Source organism: Escherichia sp. B1147 (assembly GCF_001660175.1).
Lineage (GTDB): Bacteria > Pseudomonadota > Gammaproteobacteria > Enterobacterales > Enterobacteriaceae > Escherichia > Escherichia whittamii.
Genome location: NZ_LFHY01000013.1, coordinates 100,697 through 120,366 on the forward strand (window position 1 = coordinate 100,697; position 19,670 = coordinate 120,366).

Genomic DNA, 19,670 nt, shown 5'->3' on the forward strand with positions numbered 1-19,670 from the left:
GAGATGATGCGCCATTGTGTGTGGTTGCTGGGATTGTTATCGCTGTTTTCTTTAACAACGCATGCGAACGACTGGCAGGAAATTAAAAACGAAGCCAAAGGGGAAACCGTCTGGTTTAACGCCTGGGGCGGCGACACCGCGATTAACCGCTATCTCGACTGGGTTAGCGGCGAGATGAAAACCCATTACGATATAAACCTGAAGATTGTCCGTCTGGCTGATGCCGCGGACGCAGTGAAACGCATTCAGACAGAAGCCACTGCTGGACGAAAAACGGGCGGCTCGGTGGATCTACTCTGGGTAAACGGCGAAAACTTCCGCACCTTAAAAGAGGCTAACTTACTGCAAACCGAGTGGGCGGAAACACTACCCAACTGGCGCTATGTCGACACTCAACTGCCTGTGAGGGAAGATTTTTCTGTGCCTACAGAAGGCGCTGAATCGCCCTGGGGCGGCGCGCAACTGACGTTTATCGCCCGCCGCGATGTTACGCCACAGCCGCCACAAACACTGCAAGCCTTACTGGAATATGCTAAAGCCAATCCCGGCACGGTGACTTATCCGCGCCCACCGGACTTTACCGGCACCGCGTTTCTTGAACAGCTGCTGATTATGCTGACGCCAGACCCCGCAGCATTAAAAGAAGCGCCGGACGATGCGACTTTCGCCCGTATCACTGCGTCTCTTTGGCAATATCTTGATGCGTTGCATCCGTATTTATGGCGCGAAGGAAAGGATTTCCCCCCCTCGCCCGCGCGAATGGATACTCTGCTGAAATCCGGCACATTGCGCCTGTCGCTGACCTTTAATCCTGCTCATGCGCAACAAAAAATCGCCAGCGGCGATTTGCCAGCCAGTAGTTACAGTTTTGGCTTTAGCGAGGGAATGATTGGCAACGTGCATTTCGTCACCATTCCTGCCAACGCTAATGCCAGTGCTGCGGCGAAGGTCGTCGCCAACTTCCTGCTCTCACCAGAAGCGCAACTGCGTAAAGCAGATCCCGCTGTCTGGGGCGATCCTTCTGTTCTCGATCCGCAAAAACTGTCTGCCGGGCAGCGTGAAACATTGCAATCAAGAATGCCGCAGGATCTGCCGCCGGTACTGGCGGAACCGCACGCAGGTTGGGTAAATGCGCTGGAACAAGAATGGCTACGCCGTTACGGTACGCATTAATTTTTTTGCTGTGGGTGGTGATGGCGGTGATTTACGCACCGCTGGTTCCGTCGGCTTTCACGCTGATAACGCCTGCCTTGTCGCTGACGCACTGGCAGGCGTTATTTGCCGACCCGCAGTTACCGCAGGCATTACTGGCGACGCTGGTGTCGACGACTATCGCCGCGGTCGGCGCTTTGTTTATTGCCCTGCTGGTGATTGTCGCGCTGTGGCCTGGCGCAAAATGGCTGCATCTGTGCGCCCGTCTGCCGTGGCTGCTCGCCATCCCCCACGTGGCTTTTGCCACCAGCGTTCTTCTGCTCTTTGCTGACGGAGGGTTGCTGTATGACTATTTCCCGTATTTCACCACGCCAATGGACAAATTGGGTATTGGTCTGGGTTTCACCCTGGCAGTGAAAGAAAGCGCATTTCTGCTGTGGATCTTATCGGCAGCACTGAGTGAAAAACGCCTGATGCAGCAAGTTATTGTACTGGATTCGCTGGGCTACAGCCGCTGGCAATGTCTGAACTGGCTGTTGTTGCCCTCCGTCGCGCCTGCGCTGGCAATGGCGATGCTGGCGATTGTGGCATGGTCGTTGTCGGTCGTGGATGTGGCGATTATTCTTGGTCCAGGTAATCCACCGACGCTGGCGGTAATTAGCTGGCAGTGGTTAACCCAGGGCGATATTGACCAACAGACAAAAGGCGCGCTCGCCAGCCTACTGCTGATGCTGTTACTCGCCGCTTACGTTTTGCCTGGTTATCTGTTGTGGCGCGCCTGGCGACGCATGATCCCCCAGGAAGATGGCATTCGCAAGCCAGCTACACCTTTGTTGCCCGGGATGATGCTGGCTAAGTTGTTACCATTTACTGGCGTACTCTGTGTGATTCTGCTATCGATCCTCGCGGATCAGTCGACGATCAATAATGAAGCGCTTCTCAACAGCCTGACGATGGGACTGGTGGCGACATTCATCGCTTTGCTTCTATTACTGCTGTGGCTGGAATGGGGGCCACAGCGTCGCCAGTTGTGGCTATGGGTGCCCATTTTATTACCGGCACTGCCGCTAGTGGCGGGCCAGTACACGCTGGCGCTATGGCTGAACCAGGATGGAAGCTGGACGGCGGTGGTCTGGGGGCATCTGCTGTGGGTAATGCCCTGGATGCTGTTCATCCTGCAACCGGCCTGGCGGCGCATCGATTCACGATTAATATTGATTGCGCAAACGCTGGGGTGGTCACGGGCCAAAATCTTCTTTTACGCGAAATGCCCGCTAATGCTGCGCCCTGCGCTGATTGCCTTCGCTGTCGGATTTTCAGTGAGTATTGCGCAATATATGCCAACGCTGTGGCTGGGCGCCGGGCGTTTCCCGACGCTAACCACCGAAGCGGTAGCGTTAAGTAGCGGCGGTAGTAACAGCATCCTCGCCGCTCAGGCCCTGTGGCAACTGCTATCACCGCTTATTATTTTTGCCCTGACCGCCCTGCTTGCGAAATGGGTAGGTTTTATCAGACAAGGACTCCGCTAATGCTCTGCGTGAAAGATGTTTCGCTGCGTTTGCCTGAAACCTGTTTACTGGAAAACGTTAACTTTACAGTCAATAAAGGTGACATTGTCACGTTAATGGGTCCTTCAGGCTGTGGTAAGTCTTCTCTGTTTTCATGGATGATTGGTTCACTAGCCGGGCAATTTTCTTGTACAGGTGAGCTATGGCTCAATGATCAACGTATCGATACCCAGCCCACAGCCCGGCGTCATATGGGTATTCTTTTCCAGGATGCACTGTTATTTGACCAGTTCAGCGTCGGACAAAATTTACTGCTGGCGCTACCGGCGACACTCAAAGGGAATGCTCGACGTAATGCCGTGAATGATGCACTTGAGCGGGCAGGCCTTGGCGGAGCTTTCCATCAGGATCCCGCCACTTTGTCTGGCGGTCAGCGAGCGCGCGTTGCTCTGCTACGCGCCCTTCTCGCCCAGCCAAAAGCGTTGCTACTGGATGAACCGTTCAGCCGTCTTGACGTGGCTCTGCGCGATAATTTTCGTCAGTGGGTATTCAATGAAGTTCGCGAACTGGCGATCCCGGTCGTTCAGGTCACCCACGATCTTCAGGATGTTCCTGCCGATAGTCCCGTGCTGGATATGACGCAATGGTCAGAAAATTACAACAAACTGCGATAACGCAAAGTTTTTCCTCATGCGCCAGTTCAGAATGGCGCACTCAAAACTACAATGTCGGGATTTTCGATGAAACGTGTTTCTCAAATGACCGCGCTGGCAATGGCTTTAGGGCTGGCTTGCGCTTCTTCGTGGGCCGCTGAACTGGCGAAGCCTCTTACACTTGACCAGCTTCAACAACAAAATGGCAAAGCGATTGATACTCGCCCCAGCGCATTTTATAACGGCTGGCCACAAACCCTAAATGGCCCCTCCGGTCATGAACCTGCCGCCTTAAACCTTTCTGCTAGCTGGCTCGACAAAATGAGCGCCGAACAGCTCAACGCGTGGATCAAGCAACATAACCTGAAAACCGATGCCCCGGTGGCGTTATACGGTACTGACAAAGACGTCGAAGCCGTCAAAACGCGACTGCAAAAAGCAGGCTTTACGCATATCTCCATCCTGAGTGACGCGCTAAACGAACCTTCCCGTCTGCAAAAACTGCCTCACTTTGAGCAGCTGGTTTATCCGCAATGGCTGCATGACCTACAACAAGGTAAAGACGTTACGGCGAAACCTGCCGGTGACTGGAAAGTGATCGAAGCAGCCTGGGGCGCGCCAAAGTTTTACCTTATCAGCCATATTCCCGGCGCTGATTACATCGATACCAACGAAGTGGAAAGCGAACCGCTGTGGAATAAAGTTTCTGATGAACAACTAAAAGCGATGCTGGCAAAACACGGCATTCGCCATGACACCACGGTCATTCTGTACGGGCGTGACGTATACGCGGCAGCGCGTGTGGCGCAGATTATGCTTTATGCAGGCGTGAAAGATGTGCGCCTTCTGGATGGCGGCTGGCAAACCTGGTCCGACGCAGGCCTGCCCGTTGAGCGCGGTACGCCACCGAAAGTGAAACCGGAACCGGATTTCGGCGTGAAAATCCCGGCGCAACCGCAACTGATGCTCGATATGGAACAGGCGCGTGGTCTGTTGCATCGCCAGGATGCCTCACTGGTCAGCGTACGCTCCTGGGCGGAATTTATCGGCACCACCAGCGGCTATGACTACATCAAGCCAAAAGGTGACATTCCGGGCGCACGCTGGGGTCATGCGGGCAGCGACTCAACGCATATGGAAGATTTCCATAACCCAGACGGCACCATGCGTACTGCCGATGACGTCGCGGCAATGTGGAAAGAATGGAATATCCGGCCAGATCAACAAGTCTCGTTCTACTGCGGCACCGGCTGGCGCGCCTCAGAAACCTTTATGTATGCGCGCGCAATGGGCTGGAACAACGTCTCCGTATATGACGGTGGTTGGTACGAATGGAGTAGCGACCCGAAAAACCCGATAGCAACAGGTGATCGCGGCCCGGACAGTAGCAAATAACGGTGCAATTACTGACGCTGAAGCGACTTCAGCGTCAGATACCCACTCCACACCCGCGTAAATGTCGTCATCCAGCATAGCGCGCCAAATACCCACGCAAACCACATGAAATACGCCGGAAAGAGACAACTTAATACAAACAGTAAAATCGTCTCCGTGCCTTCGGTTAACCCGCCCAGATAATAAAACGATTTGTGCGCATAACCGGGATTATCAATCTGATGTTTTGCCGCAAGCGTTGCAAAGGCGAGAAAACTGCTGCCCGTACCGATAAACGCAAACAGCAGCCAGCCGCCTGCCAGCGCATTTTGTTCCGGTGCGGCGAGAATAAACCCGAACGGCACCAGCGCGTAAAAAAGAAAATCCAACGAAATATCGAGAAAGCCACCTGCGTCGGTTAACCCTCTGCGCCGCGCCAGCGCGCCGTCCAGACCATCAAGCAACCTGTTCAGTAAAATGGCAATCAGCGCCGCCAGATACCAGCCCAGTGCCAGAAACGGCAGTGCCAGCACGCCGATAGCAAACCCCACTAGCGTTAAACCATCTGGTGTAATGCCAGGTTTATCCAGAACCCGCACGCACTGATGCAGCAAAGGTTTAATTCGGGGATGAAGATGGCGATCTAACACGGGTACTCCTTAAGAAATAAAACCCTTCAGCTCGGGCAACACTGCGGATATTATGGCATTTTTCCTGTATTCGACCGTGTGTAATTTATGAAAATGATTGATGTTGTTGCCGCCATTATCGAACGGGATGGCAAAATTTTAATCGCACAACGCCCTGAGCATAGCGATCAAGCGGGATTATGGGAATTTGCTGGCGGTAAAGTCGAACCAGGAGAAAGCCAGCCGCAGGCGCTAGTACGGGAATTGCGCGAAGAATTGGGCATTGAAGCAACGGTTGGTGAATATGTTGCCAGCCATCAGCGAGAAGTATCTGGTCGGATTATCCATCTTCATGCCTGGCACGTACCGGACTTCCACGGTACGTTACAGGCACATGAACATCAGGCGTTGGTCTGGTGCTCACCTGAAGAGGCGATGCAATATCCGCTGGCCCCTGCTGACACTCCGCTTTTACAGGCGTTTATGGCTTTACGCGCCGCCAGACCAGTGGATTAGTGCTAATGGTTTTGTCATCCCTCTGACATTGCAACAGTATTCCCTCTGCTTTAATCACCGCCCCTTCGGAATAGTTTTGATCCTGATAAACGCAGCACTGGCTACAGGGCTGCGCCGACTGTCCGCCAGAACTAAACACTTCCGGCGGCACATTCACTTCCACATCCGGACGATACTGCTGATTAGCCAGCGCAAAGAACGGGAATACCAACGCTACGGCGAACAATGCTCGACTCACAGGAAACTCCTTATTTTTCGTTGTCTCTGCTACTGATAACGGTAACCAGTTGGAAAAACTTTAGCGTCTGGTTGCCGGATGCGGCGTGAACGCCTTATCCAGCCTACGGATCACTCTTGAAAATGCGCCCGGTTTTTCAGGTCCGATAAGACACACCAGACATTAGGTGGCGTTTATAAATTCCACACATTATTAATTTGCTTTCCTGCGTCATTTTTTTCTTGCTTACCGTCACATTCTTGATGGTATAGTCGAAAACTGCAAAAACACCTAACACAAACAACATACGCACAATCGTCTTAATATATAAGGGTTTTATATCTATGGATCAGACATATTCTCTGGAGTCATTCCTCAACCATGTACAAAAGCGCGACCCGAATCAAACCGAGTTCGCGCAAGCCGTTCGTGAAGTAATGACCACTCTCTGGCCTTTTCTTGAACAAAATCCAAAATATCGCCAGATGTCGTTACTGGAACGCCTGGTTGAACCGGAGCGCGTGATCCAGTTTCGCGTCGTCTGGGTTGACGATCGCAATCAGGTGCAGGTCAACCGCGCATGGCGCGTCCAGTTCAGCTCCGCCATCGGCCCGTACAAAGGCGGTATGCGTTTCCACCCATCCGTAAACCTTTCCATTCTCAAATTCCTTGGCTTCGAACAAACCTTTAAAAATGCCCTGACTACCCTGCCAATGGGCGGCGGTAAAGGTGGCAGCGATTTCGATCCGAAAGGCAAAAGTGAAGGCGAAGTGATGCGTTTCTGCCAGGCGCTGATGACCGAGCTGTATCGTCACCTCGGTGCAGACACCGACGTTCCAGCGGGTGATATCGGCGTTGGTGGTCGTGAAGTCGGCTTTATGGCGGGGATGATGAAAAAACTGTCCAACAATACCGCTTGCGTCTTTACGGGTAAGGGACTTTCTTTTGGCGGCAGCCTGATCCGCCCGGAGGCCACCGGCTACGGTCTGGTTTATTTCACGGAAGCGATGCTGAAACGTCACGGTCTGGGTTTTGAAGGCATGCGTGTTTCTGTTTCTGGCTCCGGCAACGTTGCCCAGTATGCTATCGAAAAAGCGATGGAATTTGGCGCACGTGTGATTACTGCGTCAGACTCCAGTGGCACTGTAGTTGACGAAAGCGGATTCACGAAAGAGAAACTGGCGCGTCTTATCGAAATCAAAGCCAGCCGCGATGGCCGCGTTGCGGATTACGCCAAAGAATTTGGCCTGGTCTATCTCGAAGGGCAACAGCCGTGGTCTGTACCGGTTGATATCGCACTGCCTTGCGCGACTCAGAACGAACTGGATGTTGACGCTGCGCACCAGCTTATCGCTAATGGCGTTAAAGCGGTTGCGGAAGGGGCAAATATGCCAACGACTATCGAAGCGACTGAACTGTTCCAGCAGGCAGGCGTACTGTTTGCACCGGGTAAAGCGGCTAATGCTGGCGGCGTAGCAACATCGGGTCTGGAAATGGCGCAGAACGCCGCGCGTCTGGGCTGGAAAGCCGAGAAAGTCGATGCGCGTTTGCATCACATCATGCTGGATATCCACCATGCATGTGTTGAACACGGCGGTGAAAGTGAGCAAACCAACTACGTACAGGGCGCGAACATTGCTGGCTTTGTGAAGGTTGCCGATGCGATGCTGGCGCAGGGTGTGATTTAAGTTATCCGGCCTACGAAAACCTTCTGAATCAGAGAACAGATCTGTAGGCCTGATAAGACGCGCAAGCGTCGCATCAGGCATTTGTGCCGGATGCGACGTAAACGCCTTATCCGGCCTACGAAAAGTGATGTATCAGTGAGTTGGAATTCTGGCATCCGGCCTATGTTATCACTCCACTGCCCGCTTCATCTGCTGGCGGGCTTTTTTTCGCCGCTCGCTTGCGTGGAGCTGCCTTTTTCTTATCACCACTACCGCCACTGCCCGGAGCGACTATGCCGCGAAACTGTCGCACCGGCGTACGCTTCGCCTGATCAATCAATTGGTAAAGCGTCCCCACCAGTGGCTGCATAAAGTCCTGGTAGCGACAGTGTTTTTCGCTGATTTGCGTCAGCACCGATTCCCAGTGTGCGGTCATATCCGGTCGCGTCGCCATTTCTGGCAGCGAATGGAATAACGCTTTTCCGGCGTCGGTGGAATGGATATAGCGCCCTTTTTTGGTCAGGAAACCACGCTTGAACAACAGTTCAATAATCCCGGCTCGGGTCGCTTCTGTCCCCAAACCATCGGTGGCACGAAGGATCTTTTTCAGATCTTTATCCTGAACAAAACGCGCGATCCCGGTCATTGCTGAAAGCAGTGTTGCATCAGTGAAATGGCGCGGCGGCTGGGTTTGTCGCTCCACCACTTCACCTTTTTCGCACAACAATTCATCGTCCTTCGCGACTACAGGCAGCGGCGTACCGTCGTTTTCTTCATCACGCTCTTTGCTGCCTAACAGCGTGCGCCAGCCTGCTTCGGCAAGAAAACGGGCTTTAGCAACAAATTTGCCTTTGGCTATTTCCAGCTCAATGACACACTTGCGGAACACCGCATCCGGGCAGAACTGCATCAGGTATTGACGAGCAATCAGGTTATAGACCTTCGATTCGTTCTCCGTCAGGTTGATGGCAGAACTACGCGCGGTCGGGATGATGGCGTGGTGAGCATCCACCTTTTTGTCATCCCAGCAGCGGTTGCGTAAATTGGGGTCAACCACCGGCTGTGGCAATAGCCCCGGTGCATGAACGCTGATGGCATTCATCACCGCATGACGTCCGGCAAAATGCTCTTCTGGTAGGTAGCGGCAGTCGGAACGCGGATAAGTGATCAGCTTGTGCGTTTCGTACAACTTCTGGCAAATATCAAGCACGTTCTGTGCACTAAGCCCAAAACGTTTTGCGGCTTCAATCTGCAACGCGGAAAGCGAAAACGGCAGCGGCGCAGATTCTGATTCCCGTTTATCGTTATAGCTGGTGACGATCGCCGGTTGACCACTGATACGGTTAACCACATGCTCCGCCAGCGGGCGATGCAACAAACGCCCTTCTTCATCCTGGTACGGCTCGCACGCTTCACTCGGCTGCCAGATGGCCGTAAATCGTTCATCGGCAGGCGTCACAATATGCGCTTTGACTTCAAAGAAGTCTTTCGCCACAAAGTTTTCTATTTCTTCGTCACGCCGAACCACCAGCCCAAGTACGGGAGTCTGTACGCGCCCAACGGAAAGCACCCCCTGATAGCCAGCATTGCGACCGAGAATGGTATACGCGCGGGTCATATTGATACCGTACAGCCAGTCGGCACGCGCTCGCGCCAGTGCGGAAACACATAGCGGTACAAACTCGCTGTTGGAGCGGAGACGCTCGATTGCCCGCTCAACCGCCTGCGGGTTCAGGTCGTTGATCAGGCAACGCTGAACTTGCTGGCGCTTTTCCGGTGCCAGTTGCAGGTAGTCCAGCACTTCATCCACCAGCAATTGCCCTTCACGATCCGGGTCACCGGCGTGAATCACTTCGCTGGCTTCATGCAGAAAGCGTTTGATGACGTTAAGTTGTTTGGTTACGGAGGGGCGTGGTTGCAGTTGCCACTTTTCCGGGACAATCGGCAAATCCGCCAGATTCCAGCGCGCATAGCGGCTGTCGTAGACGTCTGGCTGCGCCTGCTCAAGCAGGTGACCGATACACCAGGTCACCACCTGGCCATTGCCGCACTCGATAAAGCCATCGCCTTTACGGTGCGGTTTGGGCAGGACATCAGCAATAGCGCGTGCCAGACTCGGTTTTTCGGCTATAAACAACCGCATTGAATTAACGAATCTCAACCATGGCACGACCGCCACGCGCAGGCACCAGCTCGCCAATCGCCGTCAGTTCAATGCCAAACTCGGCTGCGGTAGCTTTGACTTCATTTTCTGCTTCCGGCATCACCGCCAACAGCAGGCCACCGGAGGTTTGCGGATCGCACAACAGATCCCGCACTTCTCGCGGCATTTCGCCCATCAAATGGCCGTAGCTGGCAAAGTTGCGTTCGGTGCCACCCGGTACAGCGCCCAGCTTAATGTACTCTTCCACGCCCGGCAGTTTCGGGATCGCTTCATAGTCGACGCGAGCCTGCACGCCTGCCCCCTGGCACATTTCACTTAGATGGCCCAGCAGACCAAAACCGGTGACGTCGGTCATCGCTTTTACGCCTTCAATGTTGGCAAATGACGCACCTGCGATATTCATCCGGCACATCACTTCCGTCGCCAGCCCCTGATGTTCTGGCTTGAGCAGTGATTTTTTCTCAGCCGTGGTGAGAACGCCAATCCCCAGCGGTTTAGTCAGGAACAGTTTACATCCGGCTTGTGCGGTGCTGTTTTTCTTCACTCGTTCAGTCGGTACGATCCCCGTCACCGCCAGACCAAAAATCGGTTCCGGCGCGTCGATGGAGTGACCGCCTGCCAGCGCAATCCCCGCCTGACGACACGCATAGCGACCACCTTCGGTCACTTCGCGGGCAATTTCCGGGGAAAGTTTGTTAATCGGCCAGCCGAGGATCGCAATGGCCATAATCGGTTTGCCGCCCATCGCGAAAATATCGCTGATGGCATTCGTCGCGGCAATGCGGCCAAAATCGAAAGGATTATCAACGATCGGCATAAAGAAATCGGTGGTGCTGATGACACTGGTGCCATTACCAAGATCGTATACTGCCGCATCGTCGCGGGTTTCGTTACCCACGAGCAAATTCGGATCAACAAACTTCGCCTGCTCGCTGTGCAGAATGGTTTCCAACACTTTTGGGGAAATTTTACAGCCGCAACCTGCTCCGTGGCTGTATTGGGTCAAACGAATCGACTTCTCGCTCATGGACATCTCCTGTCAATGCAATCCGGGTATGGTAACCTTCATTCCGTGAAGTGATAAGTGAGAGTGTCTGAATTCCTGCGCCTTTGCTCATAATCCAGACAGTTTTGCGAAAATTATCAAAAATAAGTGACAAATGGCGTCGGATCCGGAACGTTAATCGACGTTGATGCTTTCAATTGCGGCGTGCCGAGATAAAGAAAGCCAACAATTTTATCCTGCTCCCGACAACCGAACGCCTCACGCACCACCGGACTTTCGGTTAACCCACCACTACGCCAGATGCCGCCAAAGCCCTGGGCAACCGCCGCCATTTGCATCGCCATCACCGCGCAACCCGCTGACATTTCCTGTTCCCAACGTGGGACTTTATGATTTTCTTCACATTTCGCCACCACGGTGATGATGAGCGGCGCACGGAACGGGGCATTACGGGCTTTGTCGATAGCTTTATCATCGCTACCCGCAGCAATTGCGCCCTGTTGCAGAACGTTACTGAAACGTTCGCGCCCTTCTCCTTCAATCACAAAAAAGTGCCACGGTTGCATGGATTTATGGTCCGGTGCACGCATTCCGGCACGCAGGATATTTTGCAGTTGTTCGCCAGTCGGAGCAGGTTCAGCCAAACGAGAGGCGCTGCGGCGGTTGATCAATAGTTCGAGTGCATCCATTTGATTAACTCCTGTCATAATGTTTATTCACAAAATTAACACGAGAGTGGATTTTGTTACAGCACAGTCCGCGATTCCTGCTGACAAGTGCCGGTTGGGTCATTACGATAACCACATCTATTGCACCTGTAACAGGTGTGACTTTTAGTCTGGGAGAATACATGCGAACCCTTTGGCGATTTATTGCCGGATTTTTTAAATGGACGTGGCGTCTGCTCAATTTTGTCCGTGAAATGGTACTTAACCTGTTCTTTATTTTCCTCGTGCTGGTTGGCGTGGGGATCTGGATGCAGGTCAGTAGTAGCGATACCAAAGAAACCGCTGGTCGTGGCGCATTACTGCTCGATATTTCCGGCGTGATCGTCGATAAGCCCGACAGCTCGCAACGGTTTAGTAAGTTAAGCCGCCAGCTGCTTGGCGCCAGTTCCGATCGTCTGCAGGAAAATTCGCTGTTTGATATCGTGAACACTATTCGCCAGGCTAAAGATGACCGGAATATCACCGGTATCGTGATGGATCTGAAAGACTTTGCGGGCGGCGACCAACCGTCTATGCAGTACATCGGCAAAGCCCTGAAAGAGTTTCGTGACAGCGGTAAACCGGTTTACGCCATTGGCGAGAACTACAGCCAGGGACAATATTACCTCGCCAGTTTCGCCAACAAAATTTGGCTATCCCCGCAAGGTGTGGTTGATTTGCACGGTTTTGCCACCAATGGCCTGTACTACAAATCATTGCTGGATAAGCTAAAAGTTTCCACACATGTGTTCCGCGTGGGGACTTATAAATCTGCCGTTGAGCCGTTTATTCGTGATGATATGTCCCCGGCAGCCCGCGAAGCCGATAGCCGTTGGATTGGCGAACTGTGGCAAAACTATCTCAACACCGTTGCCGCTAACCGCCAGATCCCTGCCCAGCAGGTATTCCCTGGGGCGCAAGGGCTACTTGCAGGCTTAACCAAAACGGGTGGCGATACTGCAAAGTACGCACTGGACAACAAACTGGTCGACGCGCTGGCAACGAATGCCGAAATTGAAAAAGCCCTGACCAAAGAGTTTGGCTGGAGCAAGTCTGATAAAAATTATCGCGCCATCAGTTATTACGATTACGCACTGAAAACTCCAGCAGATACCGGCGACAGCATCGGTGTCGTCTTCGCTAATGGCGCGATTATGGATGGCGAAGAAACTCAGGGGAATGTTGGCGGCGATACGACCGCGGCACAAATCCGTGACGCTCGCCTTGATCCAAAAGTAAAAGCGATTGTTCTGCGCGTAAACAGCCCTGGTGGCAGCGTAACGGCTTCTGAGGTGATTCGCGCTGAGCTGGCAGCCGCCAGAGCAGCTGGCAAGCCGGTGGTTGTGTCAATGGGCGGAATGGCGGCATCTGGTGGTTACTGGATCTCCACGCCGGCCAATTACATTGTGGCTAACCCGAGCACCCTGACCGGTTCTATCGGTATCTTCGGCGTGATCACCACTGTAGAAAACAGCCTCGATTCGATTGGTGTACATACCGATGGCGTGTCTACATCACCACTGGCGGATGTTTCCATCACTAAATCGCTGCCGCCAGAAGCGCAGCAGATGATGCAATTGAGCATTGAGAACGGCTATAAGCGCTTTATCACGCTGGTTGCCGATTCGCGTAATTCGACGCCAGAGCAGATTGATAAAATCGCCCAGGGGCATGTCTGGACCGGTCAGGATGCGAAAGCGAATGGACTGGTCGATAGTCTCGGTGATTTCGATGATGCAGTTGCCAAAGCGGCTGAACTGGCAAAACTGAAGCAGTGGCATCTGGAATATTACGTCGATGAGCCGACCTTCTTCGACAAGGTGATGGACAACATGTCAGGTTCAGTACGGGCGATGTTGCCAGATACGCTCCAGGCCATGCTACCTGCGCCGCTGGCCTCGGTCGCTTCAACCGTTAAAAGCGAAAGCGACAAGCTGGCAGCCTTTAACGATCCGCAAAACCGTTACGCGTTTTGCCTGACCTGCGCCAACGTGCGTTAATCCCTGCAAATATGTGGCCGATATGCTGTCGGCCACACTCCTGAACCGGACTGTCTTTCACTTCCTCTCTCCACTACATTGCCTTGATCATTTTGCACCTGATAAGGAGTCATCAGTGAATAAGGCACCTTCTTTAATTGCCGCTATCGTCCTCGGACTGGGGATCAGCGCCTGCGGATACTTCGTAGGTGATGGTGTTAAACATTTAAAAACCAACAACCGTTATGTGAACGTACGAGGACTTTCGGAAAAAGAAGTTCGCGCCGATACGGCTGAATTAACAATTGCTATCAACTTTAAGGGTAATGTTCCTGGCGAACTTTTCCCAAAACTTGAAGATGCGCAGAACAAGATTATTGCCGAATTCCACGCTCAGGGGATTAACGACAAAGAGATAAACGTGGGTCAATGGACAAGTAAGCGAACGGAAGCCTTTTACCTCAAAGACGATCCGACGATGCCACGCTTTAACGCTGACGGGTCTGTTACGATAAAAACGCATAACGTTGCTGCTGTCGAAAAAGTCGTCGCGAAATTAAACGACCTGCAAATCGCCACAGATGGCGCCATCGCTGATAGCAAAATCGCCTATCGTTTCAACGGCATTGGCGCACTGCGCGCGGAGATGATTGCTGCCGCGACAAAAGACGCACGCAACGCAGCATTACAGTTTGCGACGGATTCAGGTAGTCAGGTAGGGTCCATTAGCGATGCGTCGCAAGGCGTGTTCCAGATCTTCGCCAGTGGCAGTGACGAAGATGATCCCTCGGCGATTAACAAAACGGTGCGTGTAGTCACGACCGTAACCTATGCGTTGCAGGATTAATCATTTGTCCCCGGCGGGATGCCAGTCCCTCTGTTCCGCCGGACTTTTCTCATATCCGCAGAGTATCCAGGTGCGCTCGCTGCCCCTCACGTATATACTTTTGCTCTTTCGGTATCATTCATATCAATATCATGCAAAAGAAATCAATTTACGTTGCCTACACGGGCGGGACCATCGGGATGCAGCGTTCCGAGCAGGGATATATTCCGGTGTCGGGCCATCTACAACGCCAACTGGCGCTGATGCCGGAGTTCCATCGCCCGGAGATGCCGGATTTCACCATTCATGAATACACGCCGCTGATGGATTCTTCTGATATGACGCCAGAGGACTGGCAGCATATTGCTGAAGATATTAAAGCGCACTATGACGAGTACGATGGTTTTGTCATTCTGCATGGCACCGACACGATGGCGTATACCGCCTCTGCGCTGTCGTTCATGCTGGAGAATCTCGGAAAACCGGTCATAGTGACAGGGTCACAAATCCCATTGGCCGAATTACGCTCTGACGGACAAATCAATTTGCTGAATGCGTTGTACGTTGCGGCGAACTATCCCATCAACGAAGTCACACTCTTTTTTAATAATCGCCTGTATCGCGGCAACCGCACCACCAAAGCTCATGCCGATGGTTTTGATGCCTTCGCGTCACCAAATCTTCCGCCATTGCTGGAAGCGGGTATTCATATTCGCCGTTTAAATACCCCCCCCGCCCCGCACGGCACAGGTGAGCTGATCGTTCATCCGATTACACCACAGCCAATCGGCGTGGTGACGATTTATCCGGGGATTTCTGCTGACGTCGTACGTAACTTCCTGCGTCAACCGGTTAAAGCGTTGATTCTGCGCTCTTATGGCGTGGGTAATGCGCCGCAAAACAAAGCATTCCTGCAAGAATTACAAGAAGCCAGCAATCGCGGAATTGTGGTGGTTAACCTGACACAATGTATGTCCGGTAAAGTCAATATGGGCGGTTATGCCACGGGTAACGCCCTCGCCCATGCCGGCGTTATTGGCGGTGCGGATATGACCGTAGAAGCCACGCTAACCAAACTGCACTACCTACTCAGCCAGGGTCTGGATACCGAAACCATTCGCAAGGCCATGAGCCAAAACCTGCGCGGCGAACTGACGCCGGATGATTAAGGAGACTGTAATGCCCCAACGCGCCCTGTTACTGGTCGATTTACAAAATGATTTCTGCGCTGGCGGCGCGCTGGCTGTTGCGGAAGGCGATAGCACGGTTGATGTCGCTAATGCCCTGATACGCTGGTGTAAAGCGCGTGGTGAAGCGGTCGTCGCCAGTCAGGACTGGCATCCGGCCAATCACGGCAGTTTTGCCAGTCAGCATGGTGTAGAACCTTATACCCAGGGTCAGCTTGACGGCCTGCCGCAAACCTTCTGGCCCGATCACTGCGTACAACACAGCGAAGGTGCGGCGTTGCACCCTCTGCTGGCGCAAAATTCGATTGATGCAGTGTTTCACAAAGGTGAAAATTCTTTAGTCGATAGTTACAGTGCTTTTTTTGATAACGGACGTCGGCAGAAAACCGAGCTCGATGGCTGGTTGCGCGACCATGAAATCAATGAGTTGATCGTTATGGGGCTGGCTACTGACTATTGCGTGAAGTTTACCGTCCTGGACGCGTTGCAGTTAGGTTATCGCGTGAACGTGATTACCGATGGCTGTCGCGGTGTGAATATCCAGCCACAGGACAGTGCGCACGCGTTTATGGAGATGTCAGTTGCTGGGGCAACATTGTACACACTGGCAAACTGGGAAGAGACGCAGGGATAATATTACGCTGGCCTACAATTCTGTACTGACGTTGTAGGCCAGACAAAGTGCGTCTGCGGTGCATCTGGCATTTGACGCAATCAACGAAGACTCAATTCATACCAGAAATTCGTTCCAGCGATACCTTCCGCGTTTCGATGCCAAAAATAGAGAGGACCAGCGCACATAACACCAACATGACACCAAGCACCATAAAGACCGTTACCGAACCATAATGCGTTAATAACGCCGCGACGCCATACGGAGTGAAGACCGCGACGATTCGTCCTACTGCATTAACAAATCCCGAGCCGCGCAGGCGTAAATGGGTTGGCCAAAGTTCCGGGATATACACCGCAGAGGCGAAGCAAACATACATATAAAGAAAGAAGATCATCATCAGGCCATAACCTAAGATGGCCCATTCTGTAGTTTGTATAGAATATATATATCCCAACACGGCAATAATTATAAGCAAAGACGAGCCAAATAATCGGCGAGGAAAGTGATCAATAACTAACGCAGCAATAAATATTCCAACCGGAGCGCCTATCATAATAACAGCCGTCATTAATATCGATTTATCAACATCAATTCCGGAGTTAACAAATATGGTAGGTATCCATACGGTGATAGTATAAAGCGAGATGTTCATCGCAATTAACACCGTAATCGCGACTAACGTGCGCTGCAACATCTCGCCTTTGAATAGCAACCAAAAAGTACCATTAATTTCATTGTTCTGACTTGTGCTTTGCCTGAAAGCAAGTGGTGTTAGATGAATACCCTTCTCTTTTTCGATTTGCTGCTCTACTTCACGAAGTTGACTTTCTGCTTCCGCTAATTGTCCGATACCCACCAGCCAACGAGGCGACTCAATAAAATATCTACCAGAAAGTAGCCATGCTAACATTATCCCAATACCGCCCAGCAAAAACATTATCCGCCAACTAAAGAAAGCAATAACGGCAACGCCTATCGCCGCTGACAACATGGGCGACCAGTTGCCGACAAATGAGAGTCTCGCGGACCATTTTCCACGCACCAGAGCGGGAATAAATTCAGTAAACGACGCATAGCCAACCATAATCAGCGCCCCCATTCCTGTCCCCATCAGGAAACGAAAGAAGATGAGCCAGTACATATCAGGGACGAAAGCAGCGCCTGTCGCCGCAATGCCAACAATAAGAAGATTTATGCGGAATGCCCGGCGCCGTCCACAGTAATCACCAATGAATCCACCGGTAAGCGAACCGATGAAATAACCAAACATCAATGCCGACGTAAAAGCAGCATTGAGGAAATTATTTGACCATCCATTGCTTACCAGTTTTGCTAAAACAACATTACCTGAATAACTTAAAAAACCAGTTAATAACAGACTAAAGCTGATTATGCCAAATATACGATAATGAAACCGGGCCAAAGGCAGGCGGTCCAGTCTTGCGCCAATTTGATCATATTGTTCCATTTGGTGCCTCGAATTTTGCTAAAAAAGGTAGCAATTGCGGCAAAGTTACTTGCCGCATTTTTATCATCATTTTATTTCACAGGCGCTGGAACAAATAATATTGACAACGTGTGATTAAATTACCACACAAGTTGGATATTATTGTCTTTGCAAAATCCTTCCCATTCTGCACCCGGTGATTTATCAGTTATTATGTAATTAATATGGCTAAAGTCAGCTAACTGGACAAAAGCTTTGCGATCAAACTTGGAGTGATCGACTAATAACGCGACTTCTGTCGCCTGGCGGATCATTGTCTTTTTGATCTCAGCTTCCGCTTCGTTAGAGTCCAGCGCGCCACTGTTAATATCAAGACCTTTACAACTCATTACCATAACATCGACGTGATAACGACTGATGATCTCTTTAGTAATTCGTCCTTGCAGGGAAAGCGTGTTTTTGTTCAGCTCCCCGCCGGTTGAAACAACCTTAATTTCTGACTGAGCCAGTACATGAATGGCTTCCGCCGAGTTGGTTAGTAATGTCAGGTCATTACGGTCCTGCAACAATTTGAGCAGTTCCATGACGGTACTACTAGAATCTGCCGCCATGGTGGTTTTATTGTCGATAAACGGCAGCGCTTTCCGAGCAATAAGCTGCTTCTCTTCATAAAACGACGAAGCTCGCTTATAGAAATGAATATTTTCCGTCAACATTGCTGTGTTCAGAACCGCGCCCCCGTAAGTTCGGGTCAAAAAACCTTCATCTTCCAGCTTCTCAAGATCGCGGCGAATGGTTTCTTCAGTTACCTGAAAAATCGAGCTCAAATTCGAAACCGTTACTTTTTTATCGTTGGCAACCATTTGTTTAATTGCCTGAATCCTGTCTTTTGCCGCCACGATTACACCCCTGTCTCTTTTTACATCACATTAGTGCGATTATCGCATAAGCGATATTTACTTTCAAAATAACCAGTCTGAATCACAGATTTAAATCATAGATTACACAGAAACAGAGGTGAATCGTATTTCACTTTAACGCTCCAGGGCTTCTGCCATTTTCCTCATCAATAATGTATCGGCATCTGATAAGTTGATTGCCAGTGCGGCCACATTTTCACGTACCTGTTCCGGTGCAGTTGCTCCACTGAGAATGGAGATTAAATCACTCTGTTTTAATATCCACGCCAGCGCCAGAGTGGGAATTGTGCACTGATAACGCGCACAAAGTGGCCGCCACTGTTCAAGCATATCAATCACTTTGAGCATGTTTTCACGCTGGAACCACACTTTATTTGCCCGAGCGCCGCCTGGAATATAATCGCGAGTGATGGTGCCTGTCAGCAACCCCTGTTCTAACGGTGAATAGACCTGAACCACAATGCCATTATCACGACATAGCGGCAGCAGTTCGTTTTCCATTGCCCGGTCGAGGATGCTGTATTTCGCCTGAATAATATCCAGCTCACCATATTGCAAATATTCGCGTATATGGTCAGCTTCGACATTAGCAGCGCCTATCGAACGAATCTTCCCTTCGGCCTTCAGTTCATTAAGTACTGCGACGGTTTCTGCAATCGGCGTAAAACAAGGCGGCACTGACTGCCAGTGCGTCATATAGATATCGATGTAATCAATGCCGAGACGTTGCAAGCTGGCATCGACTTCTTCGCGGATAGATTCCGGAGAGAGATTTTTGTACAACTGACGATCGCCGACTTTGTTGAATAAACTGCCTTCTCGTTCCCAGACAATACCGCATTTTGTTTCGACAACAATTTGTTCGCGTGGCAATTGTTTTAACGCCTGGCCGACAATAATTTCACTATTACCAAAGTTATATCCCGGCGCAGTATCAATCAGGTTAATGCCGCAACGATGGGCTTCAATAATTGTATCAATACAAATTTGCCGATCGAGATCGCCATTCCATGCAGGACCACCGCCAATGGCCCATGTCCCCAACCCCATCTGTGAAAGCGTTATATCCGTTGTGCCTAAAGGTATCTTTTTCATTTGCCTT

At 51.5% G+C, this 19,670-nt stretch carries 18 protein-coding genes; 10 read left to right on the forward strand and 8 right to left on the reverse strand.

What is annotated here, in order from left to right; all coding sequences use genetic code 11:
• The first annotated feature begins 6 nt into the window (after positions 1-6).
• From A9180_RS13260 to ynjE, 4 genes are all read left to right on the forward strand, one after another.
• Entirely contained in the window at positions 7-1,173 is a 1,167-nt protein-coding gene (locus A9180_RS13260) for an ABC transporter substrate-binding protein (protein WP_064529183.1), read from the forward strand.
• Positions 1,146-2,681, forward strand: coding sequence for an ABC transporter permease subunit (locus A9180_RS13265; RefSeq protein WP_064529184.1), 1,536 nt, complete (start codon positions 1,146-1,148; stop codon positions 2,679-2,681). The genes A9180_RS13260 and A9180_RS13265 overlap by 28 nt, the downstream gene beginning before the upstream one ends.
• Positions 2,681-3,334, forward strand: coding sequence for an ATP-binding cassette domain-containing protein (locus A9180_RS13270; RefSeq protein ID WP_064529185.1), 654 nt, complete (start codon positions 2,681-2,683; stop codon positions 3,332-3,334). Before A9180_RS13265 ends, A9180_RS13270 begins: the two co-directional genes overlap by 1 nt.
• A 66-nt stretch (positions 3,335-3,400) precedes the next feature.
• Entirely contained in the window at positions 3,401-4,708 is a 1,308-nt protein-coding gene (ynjE, locus tag A9180_RS13275) for a thiosulfate sulfurtransferase YnjE (RefSeq protein WP_064529186.1), read from the forward strand.
• An 8-nt stretch (positions 4,709-4,716) separates the two neighbouring features.
• On the opposite strand, the gene A9180_RS13280 is transcribed toward ynjE, so the two are convergent.
• Positions 4,717-5,337 (reverse strand): CDP-alcohol phosphatidyltransferase family protein, encoded by a 621-nt coding sequence (locus A9180_RS13280; RefSeq protein ID WP_064529187.1) that lies wholly within the window; start codon positions 5,335-5,337, stop codon positions 4,717-4,719.
• 87 nt (positions 5,338-5,424) lie between these two features.
• Here A9180_RS13280 and A9180_RS13285 point away from each other — a divergent pair, with 87 nt between their 5' ends.
• Positions 5,425-5,832, forward strand: a complete 408-nt coding sequence (locus A9180_RS13285) for a pyrimidine (deoxy)nucleoside triphosphate diphosphatase (RefSeq protein ID WP_064529188.1) — start codon at positions 5,425-5,427, stop codon at positions 5,830-5,832.
• On the opposite strand, the gene A9180_RS13290 is transcribed toward A9180_RS13285, so the two are convergent.
• Positions 5,798-6,070 carry a YnjH family protein gene (locus A9180_RS13290; RefSeq protein WP_064529189.1) on the reverse strand — a complete coding sequence of 91 codons (273 nt, stop codon included), beginning with the start codon at positions 6,068-6,070 and terminating at the stop codon, positions 5,798-5,800. The two genes, A9180_RS13285 and A9180_RS13290, sit on opposite strands and share 35 nt — an antisense overlap.
• 323 nt (positions 6,071-6,393) lie before the next feature.
• Between A9180_RS13290 and gdhA the strand changes: the two genes are divergently transcribed.
• Entirely contained in the window at positions 6,394-7,737 is a 1,344-nt protein-coding gene (gene gdhA, locus A9180_RS13295) for an NADP-specific glutamate dehydrogenase (protein ID WP_064529190.1), read from the forward strand.
• Positions 7,738-7,897: 160 nt separating this feature from the next.
• On the opposite strand, the gene topB is transcribed toward gdhA, so the two are convergent.
• The 3 genes from topB to A9180_RS13315 form a co-directional block, all read right to left on the reverse strand.
• Positions 7,898-9,859, reverse strand: a complete 1,962-nt coding sequence (topB, locus tag A9180_RS13300; protein WP_064529191.1) for a DNA topoisomerase III — start codon at positions 9,857-9,859, stop codon at positions 7,898-7,900.
• Positions 9,860-9,863: 4 nt separating this feature from the next.
• Positions 9,864-10,907, reverse strand: coding sequence for a selenide, water dikinase SelD (gene selD, locus A9180_RS13305; protein ID WP_064529192.1), 1,044 nt, complete (start codon positions 10,905-10,907; stop codon positions 9,864-9,866).
• A gap of 116 nt (positions 10,908-11,023) precedes the next feature.
• A complete protein-coding gene (locus tag A9180_RS13315; protein ID WP_064529193.1) occupies positions 11,024-11,575 on the reverse strand; it encodes an NAD(P)H nitroreductase in 552 nt (183 codons plus the stop codon).
• A 161-nt stretch (positions 11,576-11,736) separates the two neighbouring features.
• Here A9180_RS13315 and sppA point away from each other — a divergent pair, with 161 nt between their 5' ends.
• From sppA to pncA, 4 genes are all read left to right on the forward strand, one after another.
• Complete coding sequence (sppA, locus tag A9180_RS13325) at positions 11,737-13,593, forward strand: signal peptide peptidase SppA (protein WP_064529194.1); 1,857 nt, start codon at positions 11,737-11,739, stop codon at positions 13,591-13,593.
• Between the two features lie 115 nt (positions 13,594-13,708).
• Positions 13,709-14,419, forward strand: coding sequence for an SIMPL domain-containing protein (locus A9180_RS13330; RefSeq protein ID WP_064529195.1), 711 nt, complete (start codon positions 13,709-13,711; stop codon positions 14,417-14,419).
• A gap of 131 nt (positions 14,420-14,550) precedes the next feature.
• On the forward strand, positions 14,551-15,567 hold the full coding sequence (gene ansA, locus A9180_RS13335) for an asparaginase (protein ID WP_064529196.1): 1,017 nt from the start codon (positions 14,551-14,553) through the stop codon (positions 15,565-15,567).
• A gap of 10 nt (positions 15,568-15,577) precedes the next feature.
• Entirely contained in the window at positions 15,578-16,219 is a 642-nt protein-coding gene (pncA, locus tag A9180_RS13340; protein ID WP_064529197.1) for a bifunctional nicotinamidase/pyrazinamidase, read from the forward strand.
• 91 nt (positions 16,220-16,310) lie between these two features.
• Here the strand turns inward: pncA and A9180_RS13345 are convergent, their stop codons facing one another.
• From A9180_RS13345 to ydjG, 3 genes are all read right to left on the reverse strand, one after another.
• Positions 16,311-17,669, reverse strand: a complete 1,359-nt coding sequence (locus A9180_RS13345) for an MFS transporter (protein WP_064529198.1) — start codon at positions 17,667-17,669, stop codon at positions 16,311-16,313.
• Between the two features lie 119 nt (positions 17,670-17,788).
• Positions 17,789-18,547 (reverse strand): DeoR/GlpR family DNA-binding transcription regulator, encoded by a 759-nt coding sequence (locus A9180_RS13350; RefSeq protein ID WP_064529199.1) that lies wholly within the window; start codon positions 18,545-18,547, stop codon positions 17,789-17,791.
• Between the two features lie 135 nt (positions 18,548-18,682).
• Positions 18,683-19,663, reverse strand: a complete 981-nt coding sequence (gene ydjG / locus A9180_RS13355; RefSeq protein ID WP_064529200.1) for an NADH-dependent methylglyoxal reductase — start codon at positions 19,661-19,663, stop codon at positions 18,683-18,685.
• Positions 19,664-19,670 lie beyond the last annotated feature (7 nt).

Bases quoted from the DNA above. Each gene is read 5' to 3' on its own strand.
- ansA (WP_064529196.1), top strand. From the start codon at position 14,551: ATGCAAAAGAAATCAATTTACGTTGCCTACACGGGCGGGACCATCGGG.
- A9180_RS13315 (WP_064529193.1), bottom strand. From the start codon at position 11,575: ATGGATGCACTCGAACTATTGATCAACCGCCGCAGCGCCTCTCGTTTG.
- A9180_RS13270 (WP_064529185.1), top strand. From the start codon at position 2,681: ATGCTCTGCGTGAAAGATGTTTCGCTGCGTTTGCCTGAAACCTGTTTA.
- A9180_RS13265 (WP_064529184.1), top strand. From the start codon at position 1,146: ATGGCTACGCCGTTACGGTACGCATTAATTTTTTTGCTGTGGGTGGTG.
- ydjG (WP_064529200.1), bottom strand. From the start codon at position 19,663: ATGAAAAAGATACCTTTAGGCACAACGGATATAACGCTTTCACAGATG.
- topB (WP_064529191.1), bottom strand. From the start codon at position 9,859: ATGCGGTTGTTTATAGCCGAAAAACCGAGTCTGGCACGCGCTATTGCT.
- A9180_RS13285 (WP_064529188.1), top strand. From the start codon at position 5,425: ATGAAAATGATTGATGTTGTTGCCGCCATTATCGAACGGGATGGCAAA.
- pncA (WP_064529197.1), top strand. From the start codon at position 15,578: ATGCCCCAACGCGCCCTGTTACTGGTCGATTTACAAAATGATTTCTGC.
- A9180_RS13345 (WP_064529198.1), bottom strand. From the start codon at position 17,669: ATGGAACAATATGATCAAATTGGCGCAAGACTGGACCGCCTGCCTTTG.
- gdhA (WP_064529190.1), top strand. From the start codon at position 6,394: ATGGATCAGACATATTCTCTGGAGTCATTCCTCAACCATGTACAAAAG.
- ynjE (WP_064529186.1), top strand. From the start codon at position 3,401: ATGAAACGTGTTTCTCAAATGACCGCGCTGGCAATGGCTTTAGGGCTG.
- A9180_RS13260 (WP_064529183.1), top strand. From the start codon at position 7: ATGCGCCATTGTGTGTGGTTGCTGGGATTGTTATCGCTGTTTTCTTTA.
- sppA (WP_064529194.1), top strand. From the start codon at position 11,737: ATGCGAACCCTTTGGCGATTTATTGCCGGATTTTTTAAATGGACGTGG.
- selD (WP_064529192.1), bottom strand. From the start codon at position 10,907: ATGAGCGAGAAGTCGATTCGTTTGACCCAATACAGCCACGGAGCAGGT.